Below are 15,036 nucleotides of genomic sequence, written 5' to 3'. Positions count from 1 at the left end.
GCCCGGCATCAGCGCCTCACTGCCTCCCACCCGCCGTCGTCGGTCCGGTGGACGTGGCCGTCGGCGAGCAGGGCCCCGAGCACCGCGAGCGTGTCGGCGACCGAGCAGCCCGAGTGCCGGGCGACGGACTCCGAGTCGTGCGGCCCTCTGCCCCGGAGCGCATCCATCACCCGGGAGGCGGGTCCGAGCGGCTCCGAGTCCGCGACGGGGGTCTCGGCGAGTCCGAGCAGCTCGAGGACGTCGGAGGTGGAGGTGACGCACGTCGCGGCGTACTCGCGCAGCAGGCGGTGGCACCCGGCGGAGGAGGCGCTCGTGACCGGCCCCGGGACGGCGCCCAGCGGTCGCCCGAGTGCCGCAGCGTGTCCCGCGGTGTTGAGCGAGCCGGACCTCGCACCCGCCTCGACGACGACCGTGACCGCGGTCGACGCCGCGATCAGCCTGTTGCGCTGGAGGAAGCGCCAGCGGGTCGGGGTCGTGCCCGGTGGCACCTCCGTCACGACGGCGCTGCCGGGGGTCGCGATGATCCGGTGGAGGAGGTCGGAGTGGGCGGTCGGGTAGAGGCGGTCGGCGCCTCCGGCGAGGAACGCGACGGTGCGGCCGCCCGTGCCCAGGGCGGCGCGGTGGGCGACGGCGTCGATCCCGAAAGCCCCGCCGGAGACGACGAGCGCGCCGCGATCGGCCGCCCCGGCCGCGAGCTCGGCTGCGACGTGCTCGCCGTAGCCCGTGGCGGCCCGCGCCCCGACCACGGCGACGCGGTGACGAGCCGAGAGTGCGGAGGGATCGCCGCGGATCCAGAGGACGAGGGGCGCGTGCGGGCCGAGGTCGTCGAGCGACTCCGGCCAGCCTTCGGATCCCGGGATCAGCAGGCGGGCGTCGAGTCGACGTGCGATCTCGACGCGGCGCCGCAGCAGCGCCCGGTCGACCCGCGGGCGCCAGCGCTCGAGGCCCGCTGCGAGAGTGGTGAGCTCGTCGGCCGACCCCTCGATCTCGGCGAGGATGTCGGCGGCCGACGAGGAGCGGATCACGTGCGCGAGTGCCGCGGGCGCGCCCACGCTGTCGATCAGCGTCGCGGCGACCGCGTCCCCCGGCTCCGCGAGCGAGCTCCACGCGGCTCTGGCCAGCGCCTCGAGCGGATCCGCCTCGTCCGCGAGCAGGGGCCGTGCCGCGCGGAGCTCGGTGCGGTCGAAGAGCTCCGAGGTGCGCATCACGCGGCACCTCCGCGGAGCACGAGTGCACGCCCGAGGTGCGACGCAGTCGGGCGGTCGACACCGTCGAGGTCGGCGAGCGTCCACCCGAGACGCAGGACGCGGTCGTACCCGCGCATCGTGACCAGCCCCCGCTCGAGGGCCCTGTCGAGCGTGCGCGACTCGGTCGGGGTCGGTCGGTACTCGGCGGAGCGGAGCCAGCTGCCGGCCACCTCGGCGTTGGTGGACCAGGGTGTGCGGCGCAGTCGGTCGGCCGCGCGGGAGCGCGCCGAGACGACGCGCGCCCGTGCCTGCGCCGTCGACAGCCCCGGTTCGTCGCGGCGAGCGGCCAGCTGCGCCGCCCCGATCCGGCGGACCGTCAGTCGGATGTCGACGCGATCGAGCAGCGGGCCGCTGAGCCGCGCCAGATAGCGACGGCGGAGGCTCGGCGCACACGTGCAGGTCTCTCCCGGGATGCCGTGCCGACCGCACGGGCAGGGATTCGCCGCGAGCACGAGCTGCACCCGTGCCGGGAACTCGGCGACAGCGTTGGCCCGGTGGATGCGGATCACCCCCGACTCCAGCGGCTGCCGGAGTGCGTCGAGTGCGACGGCCGAGAACTCGGGCGCCTCGTCGAGGAACAGGATCCCGCGGGTGGCCCTGGCGACCGCGCCCGGTCGGATTCGTCCGCTGCCGCCCCCCACGATCGCCGCGGCGGACGCCGAGTGGTGCGGGCTCTCGAACGGCGGCCTGCGTACGAGGTCGCCCCCGGTCGGAGCGCCCGTGAGCGAGCGCATGCAGGTGGCCTCGAGTGCGGCCTCGTCATCGAGGTCGGGGAGGATCCCCGGCAGTCGGGAGGCGAGCATCGTCTTGCCTGCTCCGGGCGGTCCGAGCAGGAACACGTGGTGACCGCCCGCCGCCGCCGCGATCATCGCCTCCGCCGCCTCCTCGTTGCCGATCACATCGGCGAAGTCCAGTCGCGACTCCGGCTCGACCGGGGTGATGCGCGTCGCCGCAGGCTCGGGCAGCACCGGCACCTCCCACTCCGCGCCGTGCCAGACCGCTGCCGCCGCGAGCGACGAGACAGCGATCACCTCGACCCCCTCGACCAGCTCGGCCTCGAGCCGGTCCTCGGAGGGGACCATCACCCGCCTCCGCCCCTCGCGCGCCGCCGCGAGCACCGCGGGCAGCACCCCGGGCACCGAGCGCAACCGACCGTCGAGACCGAGCTCGCCGACGTGCACGACGGACGCGACCGACTCGCCGTCCACCTCCCCCAGGGCCGCCAGCGCCGCCAGCCCGATGGCGAGGTCGAACGCCGACCCGTGCTTGGGCATCGCCGCCGGCGACAGGTTGACCGTGATCTTGTACTCCGCGATCACGCTGCCGGAGTTGATCGCCGCCGAACGCACCCGCTCCTTCGCCTGCGACAGCGCCGCATCGGGCAGACCGATGATCATCACGCCCGGCGTGCCGTCAGCGGAGTGAGCCTCGACTCCGACGAGCGCGCCCGCGAAGCCGACCAGCCCGACCGAGGTGGTTCTCCCAATGCCCATCACGCCACCGCTCGCAGATGCCGCACCTGCGTCGGCACGCCCTCGGGCGCGATGATCCCGACCGCGTCGATCCGCAGATGCCGCGACTGCTGATGATGCTCGTGCGCCCACGCGTACGCCAGCCGCCGCAACCGCTGCGCTTTCGCCCGCGTGATCGCCTCGACCGGCAACCCGAACCGCGTCGACGACCGCGTCTTCACCTCGACCACCACCAGCGCCACACCCTCGCGCGCCACGATGTCGAGCTCGCCCTCGCGCACCCGCCAATTGCGATCCAGGATCTCGAAACCGTGCGCCCTCAGATGCGCCGCCGCGATCTCCTCGCCCCGCCGCCCCAACTCGTCCTTGTCCATGCAGAACCTCCCGCACGCACCCTGACGGAGTGCTTCAGGGCGTGGCGGGTGCCCCTGCAGTTCTCGGGAGAGATCGTCGGAGCTGCGCTTGTGGAGGAGCACCATCTCAAGACAAGAGCCGCAGGCGCACGCCGGGAGCGCCTCCAGATTGCTCCTGAAGAACGAAGCGACCACTCGATGATCAGACGGTGACGACACCCTGCTTGCCGACGACCGACCGAACGGGCGCGGAGGAGGCAGCCAGGAATGCAGGGACGGAGCAGCAGGGTTGCTGGAGTCGTACTTCGCCCTCATCCCCGTCTGTGTGGCCGCGGAGACAGGAATCGTTGCGTCAGAGGTCTTGTCGACGACGTCGAGGCCGACGTCGGCCGTGGAGAGGCCGACACGGAAGAGGCGGCCGACGTCGGACTTCAGTGCGGTGTCAGGCGGGACACCAGGAGATTTCTGGCTCCCGACCGTGATCGTCTCGATCTGCGTCCCGTCGACGCTGACGACGTCTTCGAGTTCGCGGAGTCTCGTTATCCGGTTCGGCATTCAGGATACTGCTCATGTGCCTGCAGGCCGAAGTAAGGCGACCTACGCCGTAGTGAAAGACCTTGAGACTGCGATCAGGCGCGGAACATGCGCTCGACTCCGTTTCTGATCGCGTCCTTCAGCGGAACTCCTCCATAAGATGTCACAAGCTTGTCATCGAAGAAGACGAGCCCGATCGAATCGCCGTTCGTCATCTGAACAGCGACCTCTCTCGGTTCGAGATGACCTTCATCATCGAGCATGGTATGAAGATGGTTCTCGCTCACGAACGTGAACGGCAGGGATATGGGCTGCTGAGCCTGCCACCCCAGATACCAGACCCCGTTCTCATCGAGGAATACATTCCAAGGGTTCTCGCCGGCCGTCTCCACGTCGATGTACCAGACTCCGTCATAGCGGACGGGCCTCCGATCCGACACCCACCGCTTGGCGATCTGTTGCACTCCGGCTCTACTCAGCGCCGTTGCGAGCTCTCTGCCGAGATCGGCGAACTCCGAAGAAGCTGCTTGAAGTCTGGGCCTCAACACCGCAGACACCTTCGCCGACTTATCGCCGTCCGAGAGCTTCTTATTCTGCAGAGACGCGATCAGGTCATCCCACTCGTTGGACACGCGGCCATACTATGGCCTCGGATCACGGTGACGGATCAGGAACTGCCTCCCGTGGCGTGATGACGGTTCGCGATGGCGACCTGAAGCCCAATGGGCGTCCTCCCCCTGCGAGCACCCGGTTCGCTCGAGCAGGGGGTGGGGGCGTTCGGAGGAGATCGCCGGTTCGACGACCGCGAAGCGCGACTAGTCCTCGAGGACCCAGAGCGCGGGAACTCCGAAGGAATCGTCCGACTTCACGGTCGCCCCCGACTCGAGTCGGACGGTGATCCCCTCGTCATTCCACTCGATGTAACGGACCACCTCAGCTCGGAAGCTGTTGCCTCTGCCGATCAGGATCGGCTTCCCGACATTGAGGATGGAGAGCTCCGACCACTCGATTCGTCTCTGGTTCGCCACGACGGGCACCATACAGGAGGTCCAGTTCCGATGCGCCGAAGGAACGGCGAGTCTGCTCGGGCGACGGACTCACCGAAGCCGGAGACGGACGGAGCGCTACTCGTCGAGCGCGAGCTCCTTGGGCAGCTCGAACTCCTTGCGGGAGAGCTCCTCGACGTTGACGTCCTTGAAGGTCAGCACGCGCACCGACTTCACGAAGCGGTCGGAGCGGTAGACGTCCCAGACCCAGACGTCGCGCATGGTCAGCTCGAAGTAGAAGTCGTGCTCGGTGTCGCGGCGGACCAGCTCGACCTCGTTCGCCAGGTAGAACCGGCGCTCGGTCTCGACGACGTACGAGAACTGCGAGACGACGTCGCGGTACTCCCGGTACAGTGCCAGCTCGACCTCGCGGTCGTAGTCCTCGAATTCGTCCTCATCCATCGTCCGTCAATCCTACGCCGGTGCGGAGGCGCCGGACGCCGATGAGGAGAGCTCCTCCGAGGGTTCCGCGACGGCCTCGCGCGAGCGCGACAGCCAGGTCACCCTGTGCAGCGGGGACGGACCCACACGGTCGAGACCCGACCAGTGAGCGGCGCTCCCGTAGCCCTTGTTGCTGTCCCAGGCGTAATCGGCGAAGTCGTCGTGGTGTCGCACCATCTGCCCGTCGCGACCGACCTTCGCCAGCACGGAGGCGGCCGAGACGGAGGCGCAGTCGCGGTCGGCCTTGATCCGGGTCACGATCGTCAGCTCCGCCGCCCAGGGCCCCAGGGCAGGGCTGAGCCAGTCGTGCTTGCCGTCGAGCAGGACCACCGACGTCGCGAGGTCGACGCCCTGGTCGACGAGGCGCTCGATGCCGCGCGAGGCCGCTCGACCGAGACCCGCGATGATCCCGGAGTCGTCGATCTCGTCGGCGGACGACTCGCCGATCGCCCAGCCGGAGACCCACTTCACGACTCCCGGGAGCAGCGCCTCGCGCCGAGCGGGTGCGAGCAGCTTCGAATCGCGCAGTCCCTCGGGGAAGCGGCCGCAGCGGGAGCCGATCGAGACGACTCCGACCGAGACGGGGCCGGCGATCGCGCCGCGCCCGACCTCGTCGCACCCGATGACGCTCTCGTAGCCCTGGCGGAACAGCCGCCGCTCCATGGTCAGCGTCGGATCGGCGACGACCACCTAGCCCTCGCCGCTCTCGGTGTCGTCGAGGCTCTCCTGTGAGGTGTCGGTCTCGACCCCGCGGAACACCGAGGGGTAGTCGTCGAGCCAGGCCCACTGCTGGATCGGCCAGGTGACCAGGATCGCGCGACCGACCACGTTGTCGATCGGGACGAAGCCGTCGCCCGGCTTATCGGTGTTGTAGCGCGAATCGGCGGAGTTGTAGCGGTTGTCGCCCATCACCCAGAGCGAGCCCTCGGGGACGACCACGTCGAACGGGGTCGCCGAGACGGCCGTCACTCCGTCGGGCAGCTTCACGTAGGGCTCGTCGATGGGGTTGCCGTTGATCTCGATCTGGCCGAGAGGAGTGCAGCACGTCACCCGGTCGCCGGGGAGGCCGATGACGCGCTTGATGAGGTGGTCGTTGCTGTCGGGAGCCGTGAGCCCGACGACCGCGAGGGCGGAGTCGACGGCGGCCTGGAAGGCGGGGACGTCGGGCTCGCTGCTGGGCGAGAGCCATCCGCCCGGGTCGCGGAAGACGACGACGTCGCCGCGAGAGAGGGGCATCACGTCGGGGACGAGCTCGTTCACGAGGATCCGGTCGTTCTCGACGAGCGTCTGCTCCATCGAGGAGGACGGGATGTAGAACGAGCGGATCAGGAACGTCTTGACGAGGAAGGACACCAGGACCGCCACCACGAAGATGATGAGCACGTCGCGGAGGAAGAGCAGGACGCCGCGTCGCCGACGCGGGCGGCGGCCCTCGCCCGGCTCGGCGGAGTGGCGGGCGTGCTCGCCGTCGCCGGGGAGGCGGACCGGCGTCGTGCTGTCTGTCATCGCGTGCGGTCGCCCCTACTGTGCATCACCGGGGCCGGAACCCCCGGAGAGGGCCGGAACCCTCGATGGGTCGGCTCCCGGAAAAGGGTCGGACCCCGGTCCATCATAGATGGGCCGGGGTCCGGGAAGAGCTGAGCGGAGTGCGCCCTAGGAGCGCTTCTCCTTGATCTTCGCCTTCTTGCCGCGGAGGTTGCGCAGGTAGTAGAGCTTCGCGCGGCGGACGTCGCCACGGGTGACGACCTCGATGTGGTCGATGACCGGGGAGTGCACCGGGAAGGTGCGCTCGACGCCGACCTGGAAGCTGACCTTGCGGACCGTGAAGGTCTCGCGGACGCCCTCGTTGGAGCGGCCGATGACGACGCCCTGGAAGACCTGGATGCGCGAGCGCGAGCCCTCGACGATGTTCACGTGGACCTTGACGGTGTCGCCGGCTCGGAAGTCGGGGATGTCGGTCCGGAGGGACGCCGCATCGACGGAATCGAGGATGTGCATGATGTATCGCTCTCCGTGCCCGCCACAGGTCGAGCACCGTTTCGTTGATGGGAGTCGGTGCGCGCCTCGCGTCGTCGCGGCTCCCCTGTGGCAGAGCCTGCGCCAGGCACAAGCGCTTATTCTGTCATGCCGCGCGAGCCCGCGTCAAAGCAGACCGTGCTCGGTGGTCCGCCCCGGGCAGAGACGGGTCAGAGGACGATCGTTTGACCGTCCTGCGGACGCTCGGGGTCGAAGCCGTCGCCCGCGACCGGGCGTGGACCGCCGGCCCCCTGCACGGAGGTCGCCTCCGCGAACGCGAGGAGCGTCGCTCGCGCGTCGGTGACGAACCGCCAGGTGGAGTGCCAGAACGCGACGAGACCGAGGACCATCGAGAGGAGCCCGATCGCCCAGGCGCCGGGAGGGAAGAACCCGAACGCGAGGAGGGAGGCGTGCCACGCTCCGACCGCCGCGACGTCGCCCCACGCGGGAGTGCGCGTCGGCCGCACAGTCACCCGGAAAGAGACGATCGCGGCCACCACGGCGAGGCAGACCGCCAGAATGGGGAGGGCGACGACGAGACCGAGGACGGTCCACCCGCTCGATCCCCCGAAGAGTCCGTACCCGAGGAGGATCCACAGGGGCAGGACGATCGCCGCAGGATACTGCCAGGAACCGAAAGCCCGTCGCGTGCGCATGCACCGACCGTACCCACCACCGCTGAACGACGCCTCAGCGGATGCCGAGAGGATCAGCATGATCGAGCTACGCACCCCCGCCGAGATCGAGGAGATGCGCCCCGCCGGCCGCTTCGTCGCGGACGTGCTGAGGGCGACGTCCGCGGCCGCCGGAGTCGGTGTGAACCTCCTGGAGCTCGACCGCCTCGCCCACGACATGATCCGCGAGGCGGGCGCCGAGTCGTGCTACATCGACTACCACCCCTCCTTCGGAGCCAGCCCGTTCGGCAAGGTGCTCTGCACCTCCGTGAACGACGCCGTGCTGCACGGTCTGCCGTTCGACTACCGACTGCGCGACGGCGACCTGCTCACCCTCGACTTCGCGGCGTCGGTGAACGGCTGGGTGGCCGACTCCGCCGTCAGCATCGTGGTCGGCACGCCGCGCCCCGAGGACCTCGCGCTGATCGACACCACGACCCGCGCGCTGGACGCGGGCATCGCGGCCGCCCGGCCCGGCGGGAAGATCGGCGACATCTCGGCCGCCATCGCCGCCGTCGCGCGGGCCGACGGCCTCTCGATCAACACCGACTTCGGCGGGCACGGGGTCGGGCGCACCATGCACGGCGATCCGCACATCGCCAACGACGGACGGGCCGGGCGCGGCTATCCGCTCCGGCCGGGGCTCGTCGTCGCGATCGAGCCGTGGTTCCTGCAGTCGACCGACAAGATCTTCACGGACAAGGACGGCTGGACCCTCCGCAGCCGCGACGGATCGCGCGGCGCCCACATGGAGCACACGATCGCGATCACGGAGACCGGCGTCGAGGTGCTGACAGCGCGCAGCTGACTCTCCGGCTCGCGGAGAGCGATTCGGCTTGCAGGAATCCGAGGATCCTGCGAGCCGCACCGGTTCGTCCGGGCCGAACGCTCCGGTGTGCTGGACAGCGGCACTATCAGATAGCCATACTCTCCACATGCGCATCTCCGAGCTCAGCGACGCCAGCGGCATCAGCGTGGCGACGATCAAGTACTACATCCGCGAGGGGATCCTCGCCCCGGGGGTCTCCTCCGGCCCGCAGCGGGCCGACTACGGCGACGAGCATCTGGCGCGACTGCAGCTCCTGCGTGCACTGATCGAGAGCGGCGGAGTCGGCATCGCCGGCGCCAAGCGCATCACCACCGTCCTCGATCGCGGTGATCCCCCATCGGTCGCGTTCGAGGTCGCACAGGACGTGGTCTCGGCGAACGCCGACTCCGCGACCCCCGCGTCGCCCGAGTCGATCGGGCGGATCCACGCCCTCGTCGGCGAGACCGTCTGCGAGCACCCCGCGGTCGCCACTGCGGCTCGCGCTCTCGACGCGCTCGAGGTGTCGGGCGGTGCGATGACCCCGGCGTGGCTCGAGAGCTACGCGGAGGCGGCTCGCCTCGTGGCCCGCGCCGATCTCGACGAACTCGAGGCGCGCAGCAGCGTCAGCGAGCAGGCGTCGATCGCCGCCGTCGGGACGGCGCTGGGCGACGTGGTGCTGCAGTCGCTCCGCCGCATCGCCCAGGCGCGCGAGACGCAGACGCGCTTCGAGGCGGCACGATGAGCGCCACCACCGAGGACCGCGCGACCGCCCGCGAGTCCGAGCGGCCCGCTCCGCACCGACCGCTCCTGGTCCTCGCGGTCGCCATGGCCGTCGGCGCCGCCCTCTGCGTCGTCGCTCTGATCATCGATCCCCGCGAGCTCGGCGGACAGCCGCTCTGGGCGAAGCCGCTCAAGTTCTGCCTCTCGATCGCGGTCTACTCGGTGACCCTCGCCTGGCTGATCGGCCTCCTCCCCCGCCGCCGGCGCCTCGCCTCGGCTCTGGGCAGTATCGCCGTCGCCGGCCTCGCGACCGAGATGGTGATCATCGCCGGCGCGGCAGCCTTCGGAGTCACCAGCCACTTCAACGTCTCAACGCCCCTCCACACCGCGCTGTGGGGCGCGATGGCCGTCTCGATCGTGGTCGTCTGGCTGGTCACCCTGGTGATCGCGGCTCTGCTCGTGCGAGTGCCGCTCCCGGATCCGGCCCTCGCTCTGGCAGTGCGCGCGGGGCTCGCCATCGGACTCGTCGGCATGGCGCTCGCGTTCCTGATGACGGGTCCAACGGCGTCGCAGCTCTCGGACTACCACGGCATCGTCGGTGCGCACGCGGTCGGCGTCGCCGACGGCGGAGCCGGGTTGCCCCTCCTCGGCTGGAGCACCAGCGGCGGCGACCTCCGCATCCCGCACTTCGTCGGCATGCACGCGCTGCAGGGCCTGCCGCTCCTGGCGATCGCGCTCGACCGCCTCGCACCCGGGGTGCGCGCGCTGCGGGATCCGGCCACCCGCCTCCGTCTGGTCGCGATCGCCGCGATCGCGTGGGCCGCCGCGGTCGCGCTGACCTGCTGGCAGGCGCTGCGCGGTCAGTCGATCGTCGCTCCGGATGCGCTCACGCTCACGTTCGGCGGAGTCGCGGTCGCGCTGCTCCTCGGCGGCACGGTGGTCACGCTGACGCGGCGAGCGGAGGCGGCACGATGAGCGCGTTGCGCCGCGGCTGGACACCGCTCGCCCTCGTCTACCTCGTGCTCGCGATCGCCGGCCTGATCGGGACGTGGTCGTGGAACATCCGCGCCGTGCTCGAGAGCGTCGACTTCCTCGGAGATCTCTCGGGTGGCGGCCCCGCGGTGTCGTCGATCACGACCGACCTGCTCGTCGTCGCGATCGCGGCGGTCGCGTTCATGGTGGTCGAGGGGCGCCGGATCGGGATGCGCCGGGTGTGGATCCTGGTGCTGCTCGCGCCGCTGGTCGCGCTCGCCTTCGCGTTCCCGCTGTTCCTCGCGCTGCGCGAGCGGCATCTCGCGCTGAGGAGGAGCCGCGACGACTAGGGGAGCAGCTCGGGGCGCACGCGGCGGGTGCGCTCGACGCTCTGCTCGTGCCGCCAGGCGGCGATGGCTCCGTGGTTGCCGCTGAGCAGCACCGGAGGAACCTCGAGACCGCGCCACGAGGCGGGCTTGGTGTAGCTCGGGTACTCGAGCAGGCCGTCGGAGTGGCTCTCCTCGACCAGGCTCGCCGGGTTGCCCACGACGCCGGGGACGAGTCGCCCGATCGCCTCGATCATCGCCATGACGGCGACCTCTCCCCCGTTGAGGACGTAGTCGCCGAGGCTGATCATCCGGACGCGCGCTCGCTGCGCGGTGTGGTCGATGACGCGCTGGTCGATGCCCTCGTACCGGCCGCAGCCGAAGACGAGGGACGACTCGAGAGCGAGCTCCGCCGCGGTCGCCTGCGTGAAGAGCTCGCCGGCGGGCGACGGGAAGACGACCACCGGATCGGCCTCGGGGACGACCAGGGCGTCGAGCGCCTCGCCCCACGGCTCCGGACGCATCACCATGCCGGCGCCGCCGCCGTAGGGAGTGTCGTCGACGGTGCGATGCCGGTCGTGGGTGAACTCCCGCAGGTCGTGCACGCCGAGCTCGATCAGTCCGCTCTGCCGGGCGCGCCCGAGCAGGCTGATGTCGAGCACTCCGAAGAACTCGGGGAAGATCGTGACGATGTCGATCCTCACGACCGGGGCTCCTCCTCGGAGGAGTCGGGCTCGGAGTCGATCGACGAGGCGTCGGGCTCCGCGCCGGTCGCCGGGGCGTCACTGTCCGCGTCGGTCTCCGGCGCGACCGGCTGGCGCGCGCTCAGCGCCGGATCTGCGAGATCCACGCCCGAGAGGTCCACCTCGGCCGGCTCCTCCTCGGGCGCCTCCTCGAAGAGCCCCACCGGAGGCGTCACCGTCACGACTCCCGCGACGGGGTCGATCGACGGGACGATGGCGTTCACGAACGGCACCATCACCTCTCCGGCGGGCGTCGCGACGATGAGGAGGTCCTGCGCGGGGAAGTGGTCGACGCGCCGGACGGTGCCGACCTCGACGCCCTCGCGGACGACCTTGAGGCCGACGAGCTGGTAGTCGTACCAGCTGTCGTCGTCGCCCGGCTCGGTCTGCACGTCCTCGTCGATCCAGAGGATCGCCTTGAGGAGCGTCTCGGCCGCGCTGCGGTCCTCGATGCCCTTGAAGAACGCGACGGCGTGGCTGTTGTACCAGCGCAGCTCGACCAGCTCGAGCTTCTTCCCGTGCCACTCGGAGGTGCGGGGCACCTGCAACGTGAAGGCGGCACCGGGAGTGAAGCGCTTGTCGGGCTCATCGGTGTAGAGCTCGAGCTTGATCGCGCCCTTGAGGCCGTGGGCCTTGGTCAGTCGGGCGACGCGGAGCTGCGTCGTGCCCGGTTCGGGGATCGACACCTCTACTTGTCGGTGTCGACGACGTCGACGCGCACGCGGCGACCGTCGGCGAGGGCGGCGACCAGGGTGCGGACGGCCTTGGCGGTGCGACCGGAACGTCCGATCACGCGGCCGAGGTCCTCGGGGTGCACGCGCACCTCGAGGACCTCTCCGCGTGGGGAGCTCGTAGCCACGACACGGACCTCATCGGGGTTCTCGACGATCCCCTTGACGAGGTGCTCGACGGCAGGAGCGAGCATGGACTACGCCTCGGTGGAGGTCTCGTCGGCGGCGGCCTCGGGCGCGGCGGCCTTGGCGGGAGCCTCGGACTTCGGCTTGAGGACGGGCTTCTTCTTCGCGTCGACGACGAACGGAGCCTTCGGCTCCTTCACCTTGACGGTGCTGACGGCGTCGGCGTCGCCCTTGAAGCGGCCCCAGTCGCCGGTCAGCTTGAGGATCGCCGCGACCTGCTCGGTCGGCTGCGCGCCGACTCCGAGCCAGTACTGCGCGCGCTCCGAGTCGACCTGGATGAACGAGGGCTCCTCGGTCGGGTGGTACTTGCCGATCTCCTCGATCACGCGGCCGTCGCGCTTGGTGCGCGAGTCGGCGACGACGATGCGGTAGTAGGGCGCCCGGATCTTGCCGAGGCGCTTCAGACGAATCTTGACAGCCACAATTCTCCTGTGTGGTCGTTGACCATGAGTGGTCGAGATGGATGAACTGAGCCGTGAGCGTGGGGGCACACCCGGCGGAAGCTCGAGGGGGTTTCGTCGGCGGTGAGTAGAGGGTCGACCGCCTCGGACCCGACGGATCATTCTGCCAGAAAAAGTCCCGGTCCGCGGGCTCGACACCCAGTCGGTTCGTTCCGGCGCGCCTCCGGACGCCCGGGAGGGCCGCTGGACGAGCGCGGGGGCGCGTCCCGGACGCCGGTCCGGCGCCGGATGCGAGGATGTGGAGGCGCGCTCCGATCCTCCGGGCGCCGGATCGACGAGGACGCCGTCATGGAGATCAGCTTCGCCACTTCCGACCGCTCGACCCTCGGGATCGAGTGGGAGGTCGCCATCGTCGACCGGCAGACGGGCGACCTCGCCAACGTCGCCGACGTCGTGCTCGAGGCGCTGCGCGACGACGACGGCGCGCCGCACCCCCACATCACGGGAGAGCTGCTGCGCAACACGGTGGAGCTGGTCTCCGGTGTCCACCGAACGGTGCGCGACGCCGTCGCCGATCTGCAGAACCAGCTGCGTCAGGTGCGCGAGATCACCGATCCGATGGGCCTGGACCTCGTCTGCTCCGGGACCCACCCCTTCGCGCAGTGGTACGACCAGAGCATCACCGACAAGGAGCGGTACCACCGGCTCATCGACCGCACGCAGTGGTGGGGTCGCAACATGATGATCTGGGGCATCCACGTGCACGTGGGCATCGAGGACCGCGACAAGGTCCTGGCCATCCTGAACTCCCTGCTCGACTACTACCCCCACCTGCAGGCCCTGTCGGCCTCGAGCCCGTTCTGGGGCGGAGTCGACACCGGCTACGCGTCGAACCGCGCGCTGATGTTCCAGCAGCTGCCGACGGCCGGCCTGCCGCCCCAGTTCGGCGCCTGGGCGAACTACGAGGAGTACGTCGACGACATGATGCGCACGGGCGTCATCGACGACCACACGGAGGTGCGCTGGGACATCCGCCCCTCGCCGCAGTGGGGCACGCTCGAGATGCGGGCCTGTGACGGGCTCTCCTCTCCGGAGGAGATCGGCGCGGTCGCCGCCCTCATCCAGTGCCTGGTCGAGCACCTGTCGTCGCGGCTGGACGCCGGCGAGGCCCTGCCGACGATGCAGCCCTGGTACGTCCGCGAGAACAAGTGGCGCGCGGCGAGATACGGCCTCGATGCCGAGATCATCCTCGACGCGACCGGTGCGGAGCGGCTGGTCACCGACGACATCCGCGAGCTGCTGCAGACGCTGGCTCCCGTCGCCGAGCGGCTGGACTGCGCGAAGGAGCTCGCCGACGTCGAGCTCATCCTGGTGGCGGGCGCGAGCTATCAGCGGCAGCTGCGGATCGCGGCCGAGAACGACGGCGATCTGAAGGCCGTCGTCCGCGCACTCGCGGGCGAGCTGCGGGACGGACTCCGGGACCCGAGGGCATGAGACGGGCGGCTCCGCCCCTCGTCGCGGCGGCCGGCGTCGTCGTGGCCCTGCTGCTCTCGGGGTGCTCCTCGGCCGACGCACCGGACGGCGAGGGAACGTCGGCGCCTCCGGTCTCTCCGTCGGAGGCGATCACCGCGGACCCGGCCCCGCTGGCGCTCGGGGGCGCCGTCCCCGTCGGCGCCCGCGTCACCTTCGTCGGCGACAGCATCGTGCGCGGGTACGGGCTCGAGGCGGAGGCGGCCTGGCCGGTCCTGGCCGGAGACGCGTTCGGCTGGACGGTCACCAATCTCGGCTGCGACGGCGGCGGCTTCGTCCGACCCGGCGCCTGCGGTGAGCCGATCGGCGAGCGGGGAGACGACATCGCCGAGACCGAGCCCGACGTCGTGGTGGTGATCGCGAGCAGCAACGACCTCGGGTCTCCGAGCGACGACGTCACCGCGGCGATCCCCCCGGCGATCACGGCGATCCGGGAGGCGGTGCCGTCGGCTCAGCTCATCGCGCTCGACTCGGTCTGGGGACCGGATCCGCGGCCCGACGATCTGGACGCCTACGACGCGGCGCTCGTCGAGGCCGTGACGGACGCGGGAGGGGCGGCGCTGGAGTACCCGGACCCGCTGCGCACCGACGGCCTCCTCGCCGAGGACGGGGTGCATCCCACCGAGGCGGGGCAGCTGGCGCTGGCGGAGGCGTTCGCCCTCGCGGTCGAGAAGGCAGGGCTCGCGCAGTCGGCCCCGACCGACGTGCGGGCGACGGACGCGCCGGACTGAGGGGTGCGGAGAGCGGCGCCGGGCGGGTCTCAGACGCCGCTGCGCGGCTACTCGACCGGCAGCGCGTCCCGGGCCCGCAGCGTGCGGACCCGGGAGCGGCACGGG

At 70.7% G+C, this 15,036-nt stretch carries 20 protein-coding genes; 6 read left to right on the top strand and 14 right to left on the bottom strand.

The features are described from left to right. Positions 1 to 8: 8 nt before the first annotated feature. The 10 genes from dprA to B9Y99_RS06375 form a co-directional block, all read right to left on the bottom strand. Entirely contained in the window at positions 9 to 1,205 is a 1,197-nt protein-coding gene (gene dprA / locus B9Y99_RS06420) for a DNA-processing protein DprA (protein ID WP_085475691.1), read from the bottom strand. Beyond that, entirely contained in the window at positions 1,205 to 2,740 is a 1,536-nt protein-coding gene (locus B9Y99_RS06415) for a YifB family Mg chelatase-like AAA ATPase (RefSeq protein ID WP_085475690.1), read from the bottom strand. Before B9Y99_RS06415 ends, dprA begins: the two co-directional genes overlap by 1 nt. Further along, positions 2,740 to 3,093 (bottom strand): YraN family protein, encoded by a 354-nt coding sequence (locus tag B9Y99_RS06410; RefSeq protein WP_085476279.1) that lies wholly within the window; start codon positions 3,091 to 3,093, stop codon positions 2,740 to 2,742. Before B9Y99_RS06410 ends, B9Y99_RS06415 begins: the two co-directional genes overlap by 1 nt. Before the next feature lie 608 nt (positions 3,094 to 3,701). After that, complete coding sequence (locus B9Y99_RS06405) at positions 3,702 to 4,238, bottom strand: hypothetical protein (protein WP_085475689.1); 537 nt, start codon at positions 4,236 to 4,238, stop codon at positions 3,702 to 3,704. Positions 4,239 to 4,421: 183 nt separating this feature from the next. Continuing rightward, the gene (locus tag B9Y99_RS06400) at positions 4,422 to 4,634 is read right to left on the bottom strand and encodes a hypothetical protein (RefSeq protein ID WP_129587921.1); all 213 of its coding nucleotides are present in this window, start codon (positions 4,632 to 4,634) and stop codon (positions 4,422 to 4,424) included. A gap of 96 nt (positions 4,635 to 4,730) precedes the next feature. Next, positions 4,731 to 5,054 carry a DUF2469 family protein gene (locus B9Y99_RS06395; protein ID WP_056044100.1) on the bottom strand — a complete coding sequence of 108 codons (324 nt, stop codon included), beginning with the start codon at positions 5,052 to 5,054 and terminating at the stop codon, positions 4,731 to 4,733. A gap of 12 nt (positions 5,055 to 5,066) precedes the next feature. Further along, positions 5,067 to 5,783, bottom strand: a complete 717-nt coding sequence (locus B9Y99_RS06390; RefSeq protein WP_085475687.1) for a ribonuclease HII — start codon at positions 5,781 to 5,783, stop codon at positions 5,067 to 5,069. Continuing rightward, the gene (lepB, locus tag B9Y99_RS06385) at positions 5,784 to 6,599 is read right to left on the bottom strand and encodes a signal peptidase I (protein WP_085475686.1); all 816 of its coding nucleotides are present in this window, start codon (positions 6,597 to 6,599) and stop codon (positions 5,784 to 5,786) included. It lies immediately after the preceding gene. 147 nt (positions 6,600 to 6,746) lie between these two features. Then, on the bottom strand, positions 6,747 to 7,091 hold the full coding sequence (gene rplS, locus B9Y99_RS06380; RefSeq protein ID WP_085475685.1) for a 50S ribosomal protein L19: 345 nt from the start codon (positions 7,089 to 7,091) through the stop codon (positions 6,747 to 6,749). A gap of 188 nt (positions 7,092 to 7,279) precedes the next feature. Further along, the gene (locus B9Y99_RS06375) at positions 7,280 to 7,765 is read right to left on the bottom strand and encodes a hypothetical protein (protein ID WP_129587920.1); all 486 of its coding nucleotides are present in this window, start codon (positions 7,763 to 7,765) and stop codon (positions 7,280 to 7,282) included. 58 nt (positions 7,766 to 7,823) lie between these two features. Between B9Y99_RS06375 and map the strand changes: the two genes are divergently transcribed. The 4 genes from map to B9Y99_RS06355 all read left to right on the top strand — a co-directional run bounded on the left by map (position 7,824) and on the right by B9Y99_RS06355 (position 10,633). Then, the gene (gene map / locus B9Y99_RS06370) at positions 7,824 to 8,591 is read left to right on the top strand and encodes a type I methionyl aminopeptidase (protein ID WP_085475683.1); all 768 of its coding nucleotides are present in this window, start codon (positions 7,824 to 7,826) and stop codon (positions 8,589 to 8,591) included. A 127-nt stretch (positions 8,592 to 8,718) separates the two neighbouring features. Continuing rightward, positions 8,719 to 9,333: a MerR family transcriptional regulator gene (locus B9Y99_RS06365; protein WP_085475682.1), complete on the top strand. Its 615-nt coding sequence runs from the start codon at positions 8,719 to 8,721 to the stop codon at positions 9,331 to 9,333. Beyond that, positions 9,330 to 10,286, top strand: coding sequence for a hypothetical protein (locus B9Y99_RS06360; protein ID WP_085475681.1), 957 nt, complete (start codon positions 9,330 to 9,332; stop codon positions 10,284 to 10,286). Before B9Y99_RS06365 ends, B9Y99_RS06360 begins: the two co-directional genes overlap by 4 nt. Continuing rightward, a complete protein-coding gene (locus B9Y99_RS06355; protein ID WP_085475680.1) occupies positions 10,283 to 10,633 on the top strand; it encodes a DUF2834 domain-containing protein in 351 nt (116 codons plus the stop codon). Before B9Y99_RS06360 ends, B9Y99_RS06355 begins: the two co-directional genes overlap by 4 nt. Here B9Y99_RS06355 and trmD read toward each other — a convergent pair. Genes trmD through rpsP form a run of 4 tightly spaced genes read right to left on the bottom strand, consistent with a single transcriptional unit; the run spans position 10,630 to position 12,691 of the window. Further along, positions 10,630 to 11,313 (bottom strand): tRNA (guanosine(37)-N1)-methyltransferase TrmD, encoded by a 684-nt coding sequence (trmD, locus tag B9Y99_RS06350; RefSeq protein ID WP_085475679.1) that lies wholly within the window; start codon positions 11,311 to 11,313, stop codon positions 10,630 to 10,632. The genes B9Y99_RS06355 and trmD overlap by 4 nt on opposite strands. After that, on the bottom strand, positions 11,310 to 12,038 hold the full coding sequence (gene rimM, locus B9Y99_RS06345; protein ID WP_085475678.1) for a ribosome maturation factor RimM: 729 nt from the start codon (positions 12,036 to 12,038) through the stop codon (positions 11,310 to 11,312). The genes trmD and rimM overlap by 4 nt, the downstream gene beginning before the upstream one ends. 2 nt (positions 12,039 to 12,040) lie before the next feature. Further along, a complete protein-coding gene (locus tag B9Y99_RS06340; protein ID WP_055792605.1) occupies positions 12,041 to 12,277 on the bottom strand; it encodes an RNA-binding protein in 237 nt (78 codons plus the stop codon). 3 nt (positions 12,278 to 12,280) lie between these two features. After that, a complete protein-coding gene (gene rpsP / locus B9Y99_RS06335; RefSeq protein ID WP_085475677.1) occupies positions 12,281 to 12,691 on the bottom strand; it encodes a 30S ribosomal protein S16 in 411 nt (136 codons plus the stop codon). Positions 12,692 to 13,018: 327 nt separating this feature from the next. On the opposite strand from rpsP, the gene B9Y99_RS06330 reads away from it, so the two are divergent. Both B9Y99_RS06330 and B9Y99_RS06325 read left to right on the top strand, forming a co-directional pair. Beyond that, entirely contained in the window at positions 13,019 to 14,164 is a 1,146-nt protein-coding gene (locus tag B9Y99_RS06330) for a glutamate--cysteine ligase (protein ID WP_085475676.1), read from the top strand. Next, positions 14,161 to 14,931, top strand: a complete 771-nt coding sequence (locus tag B9Y99_RS06325; RefSeq protein ID WP_085475675.1) for an SGNH/GDSL hydrolase family protein — start codon at positions 14,161 to 14,163, stop codon at positions 14,929 to 14,931. The genes B9Y99_RS06330 and B9Y99_RS06325 overlap by 4 nt, the downstream gene beginning before the upstream one ends. Positions 14,932 to 15,036 lie beyond the last annotated feature (105 nt).

The organism is Rathayibacter oskolensis (assembly GCF_900177245.1).
GTDB classification, from domain to species: Bacteria; Actinomycetota; Actinomycetes; order Actinomycetales; family Microbacteriaceae; genus Rathayibacter; species Rathayibacter oskolensis.
Note: the sequence above shows the minus strand (reverse complement) of the source record. Positions and strands in the feature narration are given on the sequence as shown.